A 15666-nucleotide genomic window follows, 5' to 3' on the forward strand; every position below is an offset into this window, starting at 1 on the left:
GTGGTTCAGGACAATTGGAGGAGACCGCGGAGAAGATCCCGGCTCTCGTCCGGCCCGGGGCCGTCCTGCTGCAGTTCCTTGAACGCCTGCTCGTACTGGGCGACGTCCTCGCGCTTGTCCAGGTAGAGCGCGCTGGTCAGTTGCTCCAGGTACACCACGTCGGACAGGTCCGACTCGGGGAAGCTGAGGATGGTGAAGGCGCCGCTCTCGCCGGAGTGCCCGCCGAGACCGAACGGCATGACCTGCAGCCGTACGTTGGGCCGCCCGGAGACGTCGATCAGGTGCTGGAGCTGGCTGCGCATCACCTCGCGGTCGCCGTGCGGGCGGCGCAGGGCGGCCTCGTCCAGGACGATGTGGAACTCGGGGGCGTTGTCCGCGAGGAGGTACTTCTGCCGCTCCAGGCGCAGTGCGACCCGGCGCTCCACGTCGGCGGCGCTCGCGCCCCTCATGCCGCGCCGGACCACCGCGCGGGCGTACTCCTCGGTCTGCAGCAGGCCGTGCACGAACTGCACCTCGTAGACCCGGATCAGGGAGGCGGCGCCCTCCAGGCCCACGTAGGTGGGGAACCAGTTGGGCAGCACGTCGGTGTAGCTGTGCCACCAGCCGGCGACGTTGGCCTCGCGGGCGAGGGACAGCAGCGACTCGCGTTCCGCGTCGTCGGTGATGCCATACAGCGTCAGCAGGTCCTCCACGTCTCTGGTCTTGAAACTCACCCGGCCCAGTTCCATCCGGCTGATCTTCGATTCCGAGGCGCGGATCGAGTACCCCGCCGCCTCGCGCGTGATCCCCCGCGCTTCACGCAGTCGCCTCAGTTGCGAGCCGAGCAGCATCCGCCGCACCACCGATCCGGGCTCTCCCGCGCTCACGTTCGCCAGCCTCCCCAGCCGTTCCCAGGGGCCGAAGTCTGCCACTAAAACACTTCGAGCAGTACTCGTACGGTTACGCAAACGGAAAGAGGTCGGCCGGTTCCGGCTGGACAGGTCCCCACCTCTGGAAGAAGCGGGCGTGAATATGGCAGAAAAAATGACCAAGAAGCGGTACGGGAAGGATCATTTCGGTCGCGTGCACGTGCATCTGCCCTTGCATCTGCTCCTCGCTTCCGAAAGCATGGTGCGCGCGCCACCGCTGCGTCGCAACGACCGCGAATTCCCGGGAGTGCCCCGCATGGGAACGAATGGATCGACCATGCTCAAGCCATTACGGCAGGGCCTTCCGCCACTGGACCCCGCGGCCGTGTCCGGTGCCGTCTCCTGCGCCCTGCCCGCCCGCCACGAAGCGGTGCGCGAGGCCCGGCGGTTCACCCGCGGCACGCTGGACCAGTGGGACGTCGGCGACCGCCTCGACGACATCTGCCTGGTCGTCTCCGAACTCGTCACCAACGCCCTGCGGCACGCGCTGCCGGCCGAGGCGGGGCGGGCCGAGCACCTGCCGTCGGCCCGGCTGCACCTGATGCGCTGGACGGAACGGCTGGTGTGCGCGGTGCGCGACCCCAGTTACGAGAGCCCCGTGCCGCGCGGGACCGAGGACTTCTCGGCCGAATCGGGCCGCGGCCTGTTCCTGGTCGAGTCCTTCGCGGACAGCTGGGGCTGGCACCCGCTCGCGGGCACCCTCAGCGGCAAGGTCGTCTGGGCGCTGTTCCGGCTCCGCCCGGCCGAGCGGCACCGCGCGGGCTGACCGGCGGCGCTCCCGGGCGACGGCGCCCCCTCCGCGCGCCGGGCCGTCAGCCGGCCGCCAGGTGGTCGAACTCGCCGTCCTTGACGCCGAGGAGCATGGCCTCGATCTCCGCGCGCGTGTAGACCAGCGCGGGTCCGTCGGGAAAGCGGGAGTTGCGCACGGCCACCTCACCGCCGGGCAGCCGCGCGAACTCCACGCAGGAACCCTGGGAATTGCTGTAGCGGCTCTTCTGCCAGGCCACTCCGTCCAGCTGCGTCGCAGCCATGCCGTTGTACACGTCGTACCCGTACACGCCGTCAGCGTCGCGGTCCACAGGTCGCTCCCCGGTGTGCACTGGCTGGTATGGCCATGGATGCTGTAGTCACCTGACCGGGATCATAACTCCGTTCCCGTGTAGATGCATGAGCAAATGCACGTGCACGGGCAGTGGTCCCGCGGTTACAGCCTTGGCGTGTGCTTTACCGAAACTGTCCCCGCACCTGCCCCGGAATCGGCAGAACATGCGCACGCAAAAGGGAGACGCCCCTCCGGTTCCGCAAGGGGCGTGGCCGCAGCACGGCCGGCACGGGAAAAGGGCGGGCGGCCTCCCGCGCGTGGAGCGCGGAAGACCGCCCGCCCTACGTCACCCATCCGCCGGACCGCCGCGCCGGGCGCCGGGCGCCGGGCGCCGACTCAGCGTGCTTCCCGGAACTCGACGTGCCGGCCGGCGGCCGGGTCGTACTTGCGCAGGGTCATGCGGTCGGGGTCGTTGCGGCGGTTCTTGCGGGTCACATAGGTGTATCCGGTCCCCGCGGTGGACCGGAGCCCGACGACCGGGCGGAGTTCGTTGCGTGCCATGCCCTCAGGTTATTACAAATGAATACCATTATCACAAAACTTCGAGGAGAGGTACGTCACCCCCCTCACGGCGATTTCCCGCCCCCTCGTCCACAAGTCCGCGGGGTAACGGCTGGTAACTTGCTGCGGTCCCTCCGGCCCAGGGACGCCGCCGCCCTGATCCGGCGGCAGGCCGACCGTCCTGGGGCGGCCGGCTCTACCGCTTGGGAGCTTGACGTGACTACGGCGACTGCAAGGGTGCGGATCGCGGCGGCGGCCGCGGGACTGGCGGGCGCGCTCGCGCTGACCGCCTGCGGCGGGGGCGGGAGCGGATCCGACGACGGCTCCGCGCCCACCGCGGGCGCGGCCCCCGCGTCCGCTGCGTCCACCGCGGGCTCCGGCGGTACCCCGAACGGGGTGACGGGCGCCGCCGGCAAGCTGCAGGGCAGCTGGATCACCACCAGTGGGGGCGCCGTCGTGGCGCTGGTGGTCAACGGGAAGCGGGCCGGTCTCTTCGCGACCGGCGGAACCGTGTGCAGCGGTACCGCGGGGACCGAGGCGGGCATGCAGATGATCCACCTGACCTGCACCGACGGCAGCAAGGACCGGGTCACCGGCATGGTCGACTCGGTGGGCGCGAGCGGGATGAAGGTGACCTGGTCGGGCAAGCTCGGCCAGGAGACCTACACCAAGGCCGAGGGCGGCAAGCTGCCCTCCGGACTGCCGACGGCGAACCTGAAGCGGTGAATTCGGGTGGGGCGCGTGCGGGGGACACGGTCGCAGGCGCCATGATGCAGGGAGACCGTCTCGACCTCGATGGGACCCGTACATGCGCGTCATTCCGCTCACCGTCACCGCCCTGGCAGCCGCCCTCACCCTGACCGCCTGCGGCGGCGACGGCGGCCAGAGCGACAAGAGCAGCAGCTCCGCCTGCGAGATCGGCGGCGTCTCGGTGCAGATCGGATCGGCGAGCGTGGCCCCCGCCGCCGGTGACACGGGCGAGGTGCCCGTCAGCATCACCAACCACAGCGCCCCCTGCACCCTCGACCACTTCCCGGGCGCCTCGCTGAGCGCGGGCGGCGCGGAGGTCGAGGTGCCCGTGCAACAGGGCGCGAAGGCCCAGAAGCTGAAGCTCGCCAAGGGTGACTCGGCGATGTTCACCCTCAGCTACGTGCGCGGCGGGGCGGGCGGCGGGAGCGGCCTGGCGGCGAAGACCGTGAAGGTCTCCCTGCCCGGCTCCGGGACCGCCCGGAGCTTCCCCTGGTCGTACGGGCCCGTCGCGCACAAGGGCGCCTCGGACGCCCCGGACGCGTCCGTCAGCGCCTTCCAGCAGGTCGGCGACTGACGTTCACGGCAACCTGCGGCGGGCGCGGACCTGCGCCTCGTCCGCGGCCCGCGCTCCCTCCGTCCAGCCCGCCGCGTCGCTCACGCCGCGCAGCCGGGTCGTGGTGGTTCGCGGGAACAGGCTCTCCAGCCGGCCGGTGACGGCCAGTTCCCGCGTGGCGAGGACCGGCAGCAGGTCCCGGGCGACCTGGGTCTCGGCAGCGGCCGCGAGCCGGTCGCCGACACGATGGGCGTAGGCCGCGAGGAAGGACTGCCGGAAGGTCTTCGTCCGCTTGCGGCCGCCGGCTCTCTGGGCGGCCTCCGCCCTGGTCATCGCGTGCACGGCCTGCACCAGCAGGGAGGTGTGGAGCAGCTCGACGGCCTCCAGGTCCGCCTCGAAGCCGACGACCGTGGAGAAACCGAACGCTTCGTTCCACACCGCGCGGCAGTGGTTGGCGGTGGCGACGGCGTCCAGCAGCACCGCCTTGGCCTGTTCGTACGGCGGCTCGACCCCGATCCGGCAGGCTCCGGGCACGTCCGGGGCGGGGGCCGCCGCGTCGAGCAGTGCCTCGTCGACGCTGTGCCGGGCCATCAGCTCCTGCGCCTTGGCGCTCAGGGCCTCCGCCTCCTCCGGATAGCCGGTGGCCTCGGCCTTGGCGAGCAGGGCGCGGATGCGGGTGAGCGTGCGGGAGGCGGCGGGTCCGGCAGCGCGGCGGGGCTCCTCCAGTGGCTCCAGGGCGGGCAGGCGCAGCAGCAGGCGGTACAGCTGGAGGACGGCCGTGGCGTGCGGGAAACGGTCGGTCCCGCGCACGGGATCCTCCGGCAGGGCCTCCAGTTGGGCGGCCCAGCGGTGGCCGCGCGGGCGGTCCCGTCCGGCCTGCGCGCGGACCAGCGCCGCGAGGAGGCGTACGTGGACGTCGTCCAGCTCGCGCCGCACGAGCCGTACGACGTCCGCGGGCTGCCAGCCGCGCTGCCAGGCCGTAGCCACCAAGTCCTCGCCGCGCCGCGTGAGTTCGGCGTCCGCGCCGGGGTCGGCCGCGAGCAGGGAGGCACCCGTGTCGAGGCCCGCGTCGGTGTCGTCGTAGAGGGCGGCCCGGAAGGCCCGCTCGGCGGTGCTGGCGGTACTGGTCACGTGGTCGATCGTGCCATGTGGTCCCGGTGGTCGGCGGAATCCGTCCACAGCCTGTGGAAAACTCCGTGGGATCGTTCCCGGGGCGCTCGACGGAGAACTCCACTGTCAACCATCAGTTGACAGTGGAGGGGCCGCAACCTACGGTTGACACATGGACGGCAACTCGAAAATCAGGGCATCCGTACGCCTCGACGACCTCATCGAGGCCATCAAGACGGCTCACACCGAGCCCCTCGAACAGCTCCAGGACGCGGTCATCGCCGCCGACCACCTCGGTGACGTGGCCGACCACCTGATCGGGCACTTCGTCGACCAGGCCCGCCGCTCGGGCGCGTCCTGGACCGAGATCGGCAAGAGCATGGGCGTGACCCGGCAGGCGGCGCAGAAACGGTTCGTGCCGAAGGAGTCGGCCGACCTCGACCCGAGCCGGGGCTTCGGCCGTTACACCCCGCGCGCGCGGAACGTCGTCATGGCCGCCCACGGCGAGGCCGTCACGGCCCGCAACCCCGAGGGCCGTCCCGAACACCTGGTCCTGGGACTGCTGGCCGAACCGGAGGGCCTGGCCGCGAAGGCGGTCATCGCCCAGGGCGTGCCGCTGGACGCCGTGCGCCGGGCCGCCTCCGCCGCGCTCCCGCCGGCCGCGGACCAGGTCCCGGACCTCGTCCCCTACGGCGGGGAGGCCAAGAAGGTCCTGGAACTCACCTTCCGCGAGGCCCTGCGGCTCGGCCACAACTACATCGGCACCGAACACCTCCTGCTGGCCCTGCTGGAGCACGAGAACGGCCGGGGCGTCCTCAGCGGTCTCGGCGTCACCAAGGCGGCGACCGAGGAGTACGTCGGCAGGGTCCTCGCGACGCTGCTGGAGGAGCAGGGCGGCCAAGCCCCGCAGGAAGACTGAAACCGCAGGTCAAGACCGTTGTCAGAGCCACCTGCCACACTCGGGGCATGACGGACCGGTGGGCGCTCGCACCGGCCGGGGACGCGGGCGTGGACGTCGCCCCCCTCGGCCCGGACGGGCTGCCCGCCGGACCGGTGCGGCGGGAGAGCGATCTCGCCGGGGCGGTGCGGAGCCGCCCGGAGGTGACGCGCTGGGTGTGGCGCTCGACCCCCGAGGTCTACCCGCGTCTGCTCGCCACGGGGGTGCGAGTGGAGCGGTGCTACGACATCGAGGCCGCCGAGACCCTCCTGCTGGGCCACGAGGGCCGGTACGGCGAGCCGCGCTCGGCCGCCGCCGCCCTGGCCCGCCTCCGCGGCGGCCCCGTCCCGCCCGACCCGCCGCACCGCGCGGCCGCGCCGGGCGCCCAGTCCCCGCTGTTCGAGCCGGCCGCCACCCGCCTGCCCCTCGGTGACCTCCTCGCGGTCTACGCCGACCAGCTGCGCCGGCACGCCAGGACCGCGCACCCCGACCGGATGCGGCTGCTGACCGCCGCCGAGTCGGCCGGGATGCTCGTGGCCGCCGAGATGAACCACGTCGGGCTGCCCTGGCGCGCCGACGTCCACCGCGAGCTGCTGCGCGACCTGCTCGGCGAGCGCTACGCGGGCGGGGGCGAACCGCGCCGCCTGGCCGAGCTGGCGGACGAGGTGTCCGCCGCCTTCGGCCGCCGCGTGCGGCCCGACCTGCCCACGGACGTCGTCAAGGCCTTCGCCCAGGCCGGGATCAAGGTCGGATCCACCCGCCGGTGGGAGATCCGGTCCCTCGACCACCCGGCCGTCGAACCCCTGCTGGAGTACAAGAAGCTGTACCGCATCTGGGTGGCGCACGGCTGGTCCTGGCTGCAGGACTGGGTGCGCGACGGCCGGTTCCGGCCGGAGTTCCTCGCCGGCGGCACGGTCTCCGGGCGCTGGGTCACCAACGGCGGAGGCGCGCTGCAGATCCCCAAGGTGATCCGGCGGGCCGTCGTCGCCGACCCCGGCTGGCGGCTGGTGGTGGCCGACGCCGACCAGATGGAGCCGCGCGTGCTCGCGGCGATCTCCCGCGACCCCGGTCTGATGGAGGTGGCCGCCCGCGACGGCGACCTCTACCAGTCCGTCTCCGACCGCGCCTTCTCCGGGGACCGCAACCAGGCCAAGCTGGCCGTGCTCGGCGCCGTCTACGGCCAGACCAAGGGCGACGGCCTGAAGAACCTCGCCGCGCTGCGCCGCCGCTTCCCCCTGGCCGTGGCCTACGTCGACGAGGCGGCCCGCGCGGGCGAGGAGGGCCGCCTCGTGCGCACCTGGCTGGGCCGGACCTGTCCGCCCGCCGCCGGCACGGGCGAGGACGCGGCCGAGGAGGCGGGCATCCCGGTGGGCGGGGACGAGGCCGACGGCCGGGCGCGGGACCCCGGCCACGCCTCCGGCGGCTCCCGCGCGCGGGGCCGCTTCGCCCGCAACTTCGTCGTCCAGGGCAGCGCCGCCGACTGGGCCCTGCTGCTGCTCGCCGCGCTGCGCCGGGCCTGCGCGGACCTGGCGGCCGAGCTGGTCTTCTTCCAGCACGACGAGGTGATCGTGCACTGCCCCGCCGAGGAGGCCGACACGGTGGTCCGGGCCGTCCGGGAGGCCTCCGCCGTCGCCGGCCGGCTGACTTTCGGGGACACCCCGGTGCGCTTCCCGTTCACGACCGCGGTGGTGGAGTGCTATGCCGACGCCAAGTGAGCCGGACCGTCGGGGAGTCCGGCCGCCGAGGAGGGCCCGCAGCCGTGCCGGCACCTCCCGCTCGTCCGTGTCGTCCAGCGCCGCGAGGGCCGTGCGCCACACGTCGTGCGCCTCCGCGGCGCGACCCCGCGCGTGCAGCAGACCCTGCTGGTGGCGGGCGAGACCACCCGTGTAGCGGTCGGCGCGGGCGTCCGCCCGGCGCACCAGCTCGGCGCACTGCGCATCCGCCCGCTCCGTCCCGCCCGGCTGCCGCAGCGCCCGTACCGGGCCCGGCCGGGTCTGCGACTCGCCGTGCCGGTCGCCGTGGCCGCCGAGGACGCGCAGGCCGTCCTCGAAGTGCCGGGCGGCAGCAGCCGGTTCGCCGAGGGCGCGGTGGACGCAGCCGATGTTGCAGTGCGCCGGGTGCCGCACGACGACCGCGCCGAGCGCGGACCGTCCGGGCACCTCCATCCCGGCGAGGCGCCCTCGGCGCTGCACGTACGGGAAGAGCGCCGGCCGAGCACGGACACGGACAGGGACGCCGCCCGGCGCCCGTCGGACGCGCCCCTGCTGCGTGCGACCAGCGCGACGACGTTCTCCAGCACCAGCAGCGCGACGAGCAGGGCGCGCGCTTTGGAACCGCCGACGGGCCGGGCCACGGCGGCGCCGCGGTCCTCGCGGGCATCCGCCGGAAAACCGCCAGGGCGTCAGGGCCCTCAGGGCCGTCCGCCCCACCGGCCGCACCGGGACCCACCGGGAACCTCTTGAGCGCCGCGCGCCAAGCCGTACGGCGGCCGTTCGTAGAGGACGGGCGGTCCCGGCAGTCCGAACCGCAGCTCGCGCCGGGCCACCGCGCCGCTCCCCCGCCTTCCCGTGCGATCCCGCTCGGCCGTGCGCCGCACGGCGGAACCGTGCCTGCCGCTCTGTGGCGGATTCCCGCCCCGTACACAACGGTTTCCCGCCAACCTCCACCCAATGGTTGAGACCAGGATTCCGTGCGCGGCCTCGCCTGGAACCCCTCCCCCGCGCCGACTTCCGGCCACCCGGTCCGCGCCCCGAAGGTGAACCATTGGCCATATGTTAGGAATCTGTTGGCACGCCCTGGTGTGATCCCTCCATCGGGTCCGGCCCGACGGCGCGCAACCCGGGGGAGTGTCGCCGCAGGCCGGATCCGGGACACAAGAGGGCCCCGGTCGGCGGAGGTGAACGGCCGGGGCCCTGTCCCACGCCCCGCACCCGCCCGAGGCGAATCGCGCACCCGCCCACACGACGAAAACCCGGATCACACAGGGTGATCCGGGTTTCCAGTGGAGCCGCTTTCGGGATTCGAACCCGAGACCTACGCATTACGAGTGCGTTGCTCTGGCCATCTGAGCTAAAGCGGCGCGCTGCCCGCACCACGGTGCGATCGGCAACGTCAGTAAGTCTACACAGTTTCGGCGAGTGCTTCGCACACGCCCCGGAGGGGAGCGGTCCGGGGTGGGTGGCAGGGCTATGAACAGCGTTTTCCGGGGGCCGGCGGGGTGCCGAGGAGCAGGTAGGTGTTGATCGCCGAGTCGATGCAGGTGCTGCCACGGCCGTAGGCGGTGTGGCCGTCGCCGACGTAGGTGAGGAGGCGGGCCGAGGAGAGCTGGCGGGCCAGGGCCTGGGCCCAGGGGTAGGGGGTCGCCGGGTCGCGGGTGGTGCCGACCACGACGATGGGGGCAGCGCCCTTCGCCTCGATCCGGTGGGGCTCGCCCGTCGCCTTCACCGGCCAGTACGCGCAGTTCAGCGAGGCCCAGGCCAGGCCCTCGCCGAAGACCGGCGACGCCTTCTCGAACCGGGGCAGGGCCTTCTCCACCTGCTCGGGGCCGTCGAAGGCGGGGGGCAGGTCCAGGCAGTTCACGGCCGCGTTGGCCATCATCAGGTTGCTGTACCGGCCGTGCCCGTCGCGTTCGTAGTAGCTGTCGGACAGGACGAGCAGACCGGCGCCGTCGTGCTCCTTCATCGCCGAGGCCAGCGCCTCGCGCAACCGCTGCCAGGCCCTCTCGTCGTACATCGCCGCGATGACCCCCGTGGTGGCGAGCGCTTCGCCCAGCGTGCGGCCGTCGGCGTCGCCGGCCGGGAGGGGGTGGGCGTCCAGTTCCCGGAAGAAGGCCTTCAGACGGTCGCCGACCCGCGCGGGCGACGCGCCCTTCGTGCCGAGCGGGCAGTCGGTGTGCCGTACGCAGTCCTTCGCGAACGCCCGGAACGCCGTCTCGAAGCCCGCCGTCTGGCCGAGGTTCAGCTCGCGGGCGTCGAGGGAGGGGTCCATCGCCCCGTCCAGCACCAGGCGGCCCGCCCGCTTCGGGAACAGTCCGGCGTACGTCGCGCCGAGGAAGGTGCCGTAGGACGCGCCCACGTAGTTCAGCCTCGGGTCGCCCAGTACCGCCCGCAGGATGTCCATGTCCCGCGCCGATTCGACGGTGGACACGTGCCGCAGCAGCCGCGCCGCGTGCGTCCCGCAGCTCTCCGCGAACTTCCTGTACTCCCCGACCAGCGCGTTCGTCTCCTTCTGGTCGTCGGGGGTGGAGTCCGTCCGGGTGTAGGCGTCCATCTCGGGGCCGTCGAGGCACTCGACCGGCTCGCTGCGGGCGACGCCCCGCGGATCGACCGCCACCATGTCGTAGCGGGCGCGGACCGCCGCGGGGTATCCGACGCCCGCGTACTGCTGGAGGTAGTCGATCGCCGAACCCCCCGGTCCACCGGGGTTGACCAGCAGCGAGCCCAGCGGTTTGGCCTTGCCGGTGGCCTTCTTGCGGGCCACGGCGAGCCGGACGTCGCCCGAGCCGGGGTGGGCGTAGTCCAGCGGGGCCTTCAGCGTCGCGCACTGGAAGCCCGGGACACCGCAGTCGCGCCAGCGCAGGCTCTGTCCGTAGTACGACGACAGTGCCGACGGCGTCGAGAGCGGCAGTGCCGCCAGGGCCGCCTCCGCCGCACCGCCGGCCGTCGTGGTCGAGCTCCCGGGGGAGCAGGCGGACACGAACAGCGCGGCGGCCGCGAGGAGGGCACCCGTGAGCCGGGCCACGGCCCGGGACCGGGTGCGGGCGCCGGGCCAGCCGGTCCGCCGGGGAGGTGGGCTGGTGTGCATCAGGCGAGCGTAACGGTGAGCGAGGGAATCGACACGTCGTGTGCGGTTCGGGGCCTCGTACGGGGGACCCCAGTCCGTCAATCACCGTACGCGCGCCTCGTCCGGTCCGCGCCCCGGCGACCGCGCCGGGCGGGCCCGCCCCGCCCGCGGCGCGCCTCACCCCGCGCGCAGGGCCATCGTCATCGCCTCCACCGCCAGCAGCGGGGGCACGTTGCGGTCCAGGGCCTGGCGGCAGGCGGCGACGGCATCGATGCGGCGGAGGGTGGACTCCGGGGTGCCGGCGCGGGCCAGCCGCTGCAGGGCGTCCTCCGCGTCCCCGTTGGCGATCGCGATCCGCGAACCGAGCTGGAGGGCCAGGACGTCGCGGTAGAAGCCGGTGAGGTCGTCGAGGGCGACGTCGAGACTGTCGCGCTGCGTGCGGGTCCTGCGGCGCTTCTGCATGTCCTCCAGGTCCTTCATCACGCCCGCCGTACCGCGCGGCAGCCGGCCGCCCTGGGCCGCGCCGAGCGCCGCCTTCAGTTCCTCGGCCTCCTTGCCGTCCCTCTCCTCGGCGAGCTGCTTGGCGTCCTCGGCCGCCGCGTCGACCAGTTCCTGGGCCGCCTTGAGGCAGGCGCCGACCTCGTCCAGGCGCAGGGGCAGCTTGAGGACGGCGGCGCGGCGTTCACGGGCCGCCGGGTCGGTGGCCAGACGGCGGGCCCGGTCGACGTGGCCCTGGGTGGCGCGGGCCACGGCCGCGGCGACCGCGGGTTCGACGCCGTCGCGACGCACGAGCATGTCGGCGACCGCCTCGACCGAGGGCGTGCTCAGGTTCAGGTGGCGGCAGCGGGAGCGGATCGTGGGCAGGACGTCCTCGACGGAGGGGGCGCACAGCAGCCAGACCGTGCGGGGAGCGGGCTCCTCGACGGCCTTGAGGACGGCGTTGGCCGACTTCTCGTTCAGCCGCTCGGCGTCCTCGACCAGGATGATCTGCCAGCGGCCGTTCGCCGGCGAGGTGAACGACTTGCGGACCGTGTCCCGCATGTCCTTCACCAGGATCTCGGCGCCGACCGCGGCGACCGTGTTGACGTCCGCGTGGGTGCCGAGCAGGGCGGTGTGACAGCCGTCGCAGAAGCCGCAGCCGGGGGTTCCGCCAAGAGCGCGGTCGGGGCTCACGCACTGCAGGGCCGCCGCGAACGCCCGCGCCGCCTGGTTCCGGCCCGCTCCGGGCGGCCCCGTGAACAGCCACGCGTGGGTCATCTTCGACGCCTCCGGCAGCGGCCGGTCCTGGGCGGCGGCGGTGACGAGGGCGTCGGCGTCCCGCGCGGCGGCGTCGAGCACCGCGCTCACCCTCTCCTGCCCGACGAGGTCGTCCCACACGGTCACGGGTCACGCCGCCCTTCCGTCGCACTGTGCGTTCCGGGGTCCATTGTGCGGGTCGGCACCGACAGCGGGCGGCGCCCGCCGGTGCCCCGAAGTGCTCCGGCGGGCGCCGCCCGCTGCCCTCGCCCGGTCACGCGGTCCGAAGTCCCGCGCAGTCCGCCGTGCCGCTCAGCCGCGCCGGCCCCGCCCGCGGCGGTCCGGGTCCTGGCGGCCCGGGTCCCCGTCCCGGCCCGGTGCGCCGAACTCCCGCGCGTCGTACGAGCCCAGCAGTTCGTCCGCCAGCGTCGGCAGGTCGTCCAGCGGGGTCTCCTCGGCCCAGTCGGGGCGCGGACGGCGGCGGGGCGTGCCGTCGGCATCGAGCTGGGGCATCTCGCGGGTCCGCGCGTCGGTGCCGTCGGGGCCGGCCGCCGGCCGCTCGTCCCGGAAGAAGCCGGACGGTATCCGGTCCGCCGGGGCGTCGTCCCGTACGGGCGGCAGCACGGCGGTCTCCTCGGCCGCCCCCGGGGCCACGGGCGGCAGCACGGCGGTCTCCTCGGCGGGCACCGGCGGCAGCACCGCCGTCTCGTCCGCGGCACCGGACACGGCCGGCGGCTGCGGCAGCTCGGCCGTCATCTCGGAGTCGGGGTCGGGGCCGGCCGTCCGGCGGGCGCGGGCGTCCCCGTCGCGCTCCCCGCGCGCCACCACGGGCTCCTCGCGGGGCGCGGCGGACCCGCCGCTGGAGGCCGCGCGGTCCTCCCGCGCCGCCGCGCGGTCCTCGCGCACCGGCCGCAGCACCGCCGTCTCGTCCGTGCCCAGGGAGACCACCGGCGTCGGGACGGTCAACTCCTCCGGGGGCACGGCGGGAGCCGCGGGGGCGGGCGTGCCGGGCCGGCGGGCCGCCGCGTCGGCCGCGGCCGCGGCCTCGGCCGCCCGGCGGCGGGCCTCCTCGGCCCGCAGCAGTGCCTCCTCGGCCTTCCGCTGCGCCTCCAGGCGCCGTGCCTCCTCCTCGGCGCGCCGCCGGGCCTCCTCCTCCGCCTGCTTGCGGCGGGCCTCCTCCTCGGCCCTGCGGCGCGCCTCCTCCTCCGCGCGGGCCTTCTCCTCCGCGAGGAGCCGCTGCCGCTCCGCCTCCGCACGGCGGCGCGCCTCCTCGGCCCGCTGCCGGGCCTCCTCGGCCTGCCGTTCGGCCTCGCGGCGCTGCGCCTCCTCCAGTTCGCGGCGCTTGCGCTCCTCCTCCTCGGCGCGCAGCTTGGCGAGCTGCTCCTGGCGCTCGCGCTCCAGGCGCTCCTCCTCGGCCTTGCGCGCGGCCTCTTCCTCGGCCCTGCGGCGCGCCTCCTCCTCGGCCTTCCGGCGCGCCTCCTCCCGGGCCCTGATCTCGGCCTCGGACAGCGGCAGCACGGTGTCGAGCCGGTGCCGGATGGCCGTGGTGACGGCCTCGGGCTCCTGTCCGGCGTCCACGACGAGGTAGCGGCCGGGGTCGGAGGAGGCGAGCGTGAGGAAACCGGCCCGTACGCGCGCGTGGAACTCGGCGGGCTCCGACTCCAGGCGGTCCGGTGCCTCGGTGAACCGTTCGCGGGCGGTCTCCGGCGAGACGTCCAGCAGGACGGTGAGGTGCGGGACGAGTCCGCCGGTGGCCCAGCGGTTGATGCGGGCGATCTCCGTCGGCGACAGGTCGCGGCCGGCACCCTGGTAGGCCACGGACGAGTCGATGTACCGGTCGGAGATGACGACCGCGCCGCGCGCCAGGGCGGGCCGTACGACGGTGTCGACGTGCTCGGCCCGGTCGGCCGCGTACAGCAGCGCCTCCGCGCGGTGGGACAGGCCCGCCGAGGAGACGTCGAGCAGGATCGAACGCAGCCGCTTGCCCACGGGGGTGGCCCCCGGCTCGCGGGTGAGGACGACCTCGTGGCCCTTGGCGCGGATCCACTCGGCGAGGGCTTCGGCCTGGGTGGACTTGCCGGCGCCGTCGCCGCCCTCCAGGGCGATGAAGAACCCGGTCGCCGCCGGGACCGTGGCCGGGTCGTCGCCGCCGAGCAGCGCGTCCTTGAGGTCCTGGCGCAGCGGGACCCCGGAGCGGTCGTCGACCTTGGCGAGCACCAGCGCGGCCACCGGCAGCAGCAGCGCGCCGACGAGCATCAGGGTGAAGGCGGCGCCGCCGTGGGCGAAGACGAACTTGCCGTTCTCCAGGCGGTGCGGGCCGATCAGCGCCGCGACGAGCGGTGCGATCAGGGCGCCGAGCGCCACGAAGACCCGTACGACGGCGTGCAGGTGCTCCGTGGTGCGGGCCCTGCGGTTCTCCTCGGTCTCCTGGTCGAGCAGGGCGTGTCCGGTGCTGGCGGCGACGCCCGCGCCGACACCGGCCAGGGTGAGCAGCAGCAGCACCGTGGTGACGTCCGGGACCAGGCCGGCGGCCAGCAGCGCGACGCCGGTGAAGGCGATGGCGAGGGCGAGGAGACGGCGGCGCGAGAGCGAGGGCAGCACCGAGGGGGCCGTACGGATGCCGGCGCCGACACCGCCGGTCAGGCCCAGCACCAGCAGGCCGTAGAGGACGGGCCCGCCACCGAGGTCCTCGGTGTGCAGCACGCACACCGCGACGGCGGCGGCGACGGCTCCGGCCACGGCGGCGCAGGCCGGGACGAGCAGCGGGACGGCACCCGTACGGCCCTTGTCGATGCCGGTGCCGGTGCGCGGGCGGCGCAGCCCCTCCAGCGGGGACCGGGCACGCGGGGTGCGCGTGCCGGGCAGTTCCAGGGAGGTCAGCACGGACAGGGACCCGGCGAACAGTCCGGCCGCCACGTACGCCCCGAGGGCCGCCCGGTGCTGGTCGAACCAGGCGACGCCGGTGCCGAGCAGGTTGTTGACCAGCGCGGCCACGACGAGGGTGGCGGCCGCCAGCGGGATCGCCGCGAAACCGGTGCGCAGCGCCAGGCGGCGCAGTGCGTCCAGGTGGTCCGGCAGCGGCCGCACGGTCGCCCCCTCCGGGGGCGGGGCGGGCAGCAGGGCGGGGGCGGCGCTCTCCCGGCACACCGTCCACAGCCGCTCGGCGGCGCCGGTGACGAAGGCGGTGGCGAGCAGGACGGCGAGCGCGTCGTCCGGGGTCCAGTCGATCCACAGGGGGGCCACGATCAGCAGGGCGGCGCGCAGGCCGTCGGCGCCGACCATGGTCCAGCGCCGGTCGAGCGGGCCCTCCTGGGCGGTGAGCTTCGCCAACGGGCCGAGGAGGACGGCGCCGAAGAGCAGGGTGGCGAGGATGCGGACGGCGAAGACGGCCGCCACCGCGAACGCCACGCCCCGGTAACCGCTCCCGAAGGAGCCCCCGGCGAGGGCCGCCTGCAGGGCGAGGAGGACCAGCACGAGGAGCGCGAGGGCGTCACCGACACCGCTCACGAGCTGTGCGCCCCACAGGCGCCTCAGCTGCGGTCGTCGCAGCAGGGAACGCAAGGCGCGCTCGCGGGAGTCCGCGACGAGGGCGTCGTCCGGTGCTGTGGTGGGGGCCGTTGGCTGCTCGGCTCGCGTCATGCGTTCAGCCTATCCGCAGGAACCGACACCACACCTCGCCCGCCCGGACACGCGGTCACCCCGACACCGAAGTGATGCCGGGGCGTTCGCCGCCGAGGTCCGGGAGCCGGACCGACGGTCCGGCAGGCGGGTTGCCCGGCGCTACGAC

General features: G+C 74.4%; 12 protein-coding genes, 1 tRNA gene and 1 pseudogene. 5 read left to right on the forward strand and 9 right to left on the reverse strand.

Translation table 11 applies throughout. The features are described 5' to 3' along the window. Positions 1–5: 5 nt before the first annotated feature. A complete protein-coding gene (locus QQY24_RS13930) occupies positions 6–830 on the reverse strand; it encodes a helix-turn-helix transcriptional regulator (protein ID WP_301976244.1) in 825 nt (274 codons plus the stop codon). A 355-nt stretch (positions 831–1185) separates the two neighbouring features. Between QQY24_RS13930 and QQY24_RS13935 the strand changes: the two genes are divergently transcribed. Further along, positions 1186–1674, forward strand: a complete 489-nt coding sequence (locus tag QQY24_RS13935; RefSeq protein WP_301973009.1) for an ATP-binding protein — start codon at positions 1186–1188, stop codon at positions 1672–1674. A 46-nt stretch (positions 1675–1720) separates the two neighbouring features. On the opposite strand, the gene QQY24_RS13940 is transcribed toward QQY24_RS13935, so the two are convergent. Together QQY24_RS13940 and rpmG are read right to left on the reverse strand one after the other, a co-directional pair. Beyond that, entirely contained in the window at positions 1721–1939 is a 219-nt protein-coding gene (locus QQY24_RS13940) for a DUF397 domain-containing protein (RefSeq protein ID WP_301976245.1), read from the reverse strand. 407 nt (positions 1940–2346) lie between these two features. Further along, on the reverse strand, positions 2347–2511 hold the full coding sequence (gene rpmG, locus QQY24_RS13945) for a 50S ribosomal protein L33 (protein WP_301973010.1): 165 nt from the start codon (positions 2509–2511) through the stop codon (positions 2347–2349). A gap of 216 nt (positions 2512–2727) precedes the next feature. Here rpmG and QQY24_RS13950 point away from each other — a divergent pair, with 216 nt between their 5' ends. Together QQY24_RS13950 and QQY24_RS13955 are read left to right on the forward strand one after the other, a co-directional pair. Continuing rightward, a complete protein-coding gene (locus QQY24_RS13950; RefSeq protein WP_301973011.1) occupies positions 2728–3237 on the forward strand; it encodes a hypothetical protein in 510 nt (169 codons plus the stop codon). An 82-nt stretch (positions 3238–3319) separates the two neighbouring features. After that, the gene (locus QQY24_RS13955) at positions 3320–3835 is read left to right on the forward strand and encodes a DUF4232 domain-containing protein (protein WP_301973012.1); all 516 of its coding nucleotides are present in this window, start codon (positions 3320–3322) and stop codon (positions 3833–3835) included. Positions 3836–3838: 3 nt separating this feature from the next. On the opposite strand, the gene QQY24_RS13960 is transcribed toward QQY24_RS13955, so the two are convergent. Next, entirely contained in the window at positions 3839–4945 is a 1107-nt protein-coding gene (locus tag QQY24_RS13960) for a DUF2786 domain-containing protein (protein WP_301973013.1), read from the reverse strand. A 151-nt stretch (positions 4946–5096) separates the two neighbouring features. Between QQY24_RS13960 and QQY24_RS13965 the strand changes: the two genes are divergently transcribed. Beyond that, a complete protein-coding gene (locus QQY24_RS13965) occupies positions 5097–5843 on the forward strand; it encodes a Clp protease N-terminal domain-containing protein (protein ID WP_301973014.1) in 747 nt (248 codons plus the stop codon). A 47-nt stretch (positions 5844–5890) separates the two neighbouring features. Continuing rightward, positions 5891–7576 carry a bifunctional 3'-5' exonuclease/DNA polymerase gene (locus QQY24_RS13970; RefSeq protein WP_301973015.1) on the forward strand — a complete coding sequence of 562 codons (1686 nt, stop codon included), beginning with the start codon at positions 5891–5893 and terminating at the stop codon, positions 7574–7576. Positions 7577–7603: 27 nt separating this feature from the next. On the opposite strand, the pseudogene QQY24_RS13975 reads toward QQY24_RS13970, so the two are convergent. From QQY24_RS13975 to tmk, 5 genes and pseudogenes are all read right to left on the reverse strand, one after another. Then, positions 7604–8002 (reverse strand): annotated as a pseudogene (locus QQY24_RS13975) (transcriptional regulator); the annotation flags it as partial. 861 nt (positions 8003–8863) lie between these two features. Beyond that, positions 8864–8940, reverse strand: a tRNA-Thr gene (locus QQY24_RS13980). Positions 8941–9047: 107 nt separating this feature from the next. Continuing rightward, positions 9048–10664, reverse strand: a complete 1617-nt coding sequence (locus tag QQY24_RS13985; protein ID WP_301973016.1) for an alpha/beta hydrolase — start codon at positions 10662–10664, stop codon at positions 9048–9050. A gap of 156 nt (positions 10665–10820) precedes the next feature. Continuing rightward, positions 10821–12026: a DNA polymerase III subunit delta' gene (locus tag QQY24_RS13990; protein ID WP_301973017.1), complete on the reverse strand. Its 1206-nt coding sequence runs from the start codon at positions 12024–12026 to the stop codon at positions 10821–10823. Between the two features lie 165 nt (positions 12027–12191). Next, positions 12192–15518, reverse strand: coding sequence for a dTMP kinase (gene tmk, locus QQY24_RS13995; protein WP_301973018.1), 3327 nt, complete (start codon positions 15516–15518; stop codon positions 12192–12194). Positions 15519–15666: the final 148 nt, after the last annotated feature.

Source organism: Streptomyces sp. TG1A-8 (assembly GCF_030499535.1).
Taxonomy (GTDB): domain Bacteria; phylum Actinomycetota; class Actinomycetes; order Streptomycetales; family Streptomycetaceae; genus Streptomyces.

What these genes read in the sequence shown, in the direction of transcription:
- QQY24_RS13955 (WP_301973012.1), top strand. Translation starts at nt 3,320, where the DNA reads ATGCGCGTCATTCCGCTCACCGTCACCGCCCTGGCAGCCGCCCTCACC.
- QQY24_RS13970 (WP_301973015.1), top strand. Translation starts at nt 5,891, where the DNA reads ATGACGGACCGGTGGGCGCTCGCACCGGCCGGGGACGCGGGCGTGGAC.
- QQY24_RS13985 (WP_301973016.1), bottom strand. Translation starts at nt 10,664, where the DNA reads ATGCACACCAGCCCACCTCCCCGGCGGACCGGCTGGCCCGGCGCCCGC.
- tmk (WP_301973018.1), bottom strand. Translation starts at nt 15,518, where the DNA reads ATGACGCGAGCCGAGCAGCCAACGGCCCCCACCACAGCACCGGACGAC.
- rpmG (WP_301973010.1), bottom strand. Translation starts at nt 2,511, where the DNA reads ATGGCACGCAACGAACTCCGCCCGGTCGTCGGGCTCCGGTCCACCGCG.
- QQY24_RS13940 (WP_301976245.1), bottom strand. Translation starts at nt 1,939, where the DNA reads ATGGCTGCGACGCAGCTGGACGGAGTGGCCTGGCAGAAGAGCCGCTAC.
- QQY24_RS13935 (WP_301973009.1), top strand. Translation starts at nt 1,186, where the DNA reads ATGCTCAAGCCATTACGGCAGGGCCTTCCGCCACTGGACCCCGCGGCC.
- QQY24_RS13965 (WP_301973014.1), top strand. Translation starts at nt 5,097, where the DNA reads ATGGACGGCAACTCGAAAATCAGGGCATCCGTACGCCTCGACGACCTC.
- QQY24_RS13930 (WP_301976244.1), bottom strand. Translation starts at nt 830, where the DNA reads ATGCTGCTCGGCTCGCAACTGAGGCGACTGCGTGAAGCGCGGGGGATC.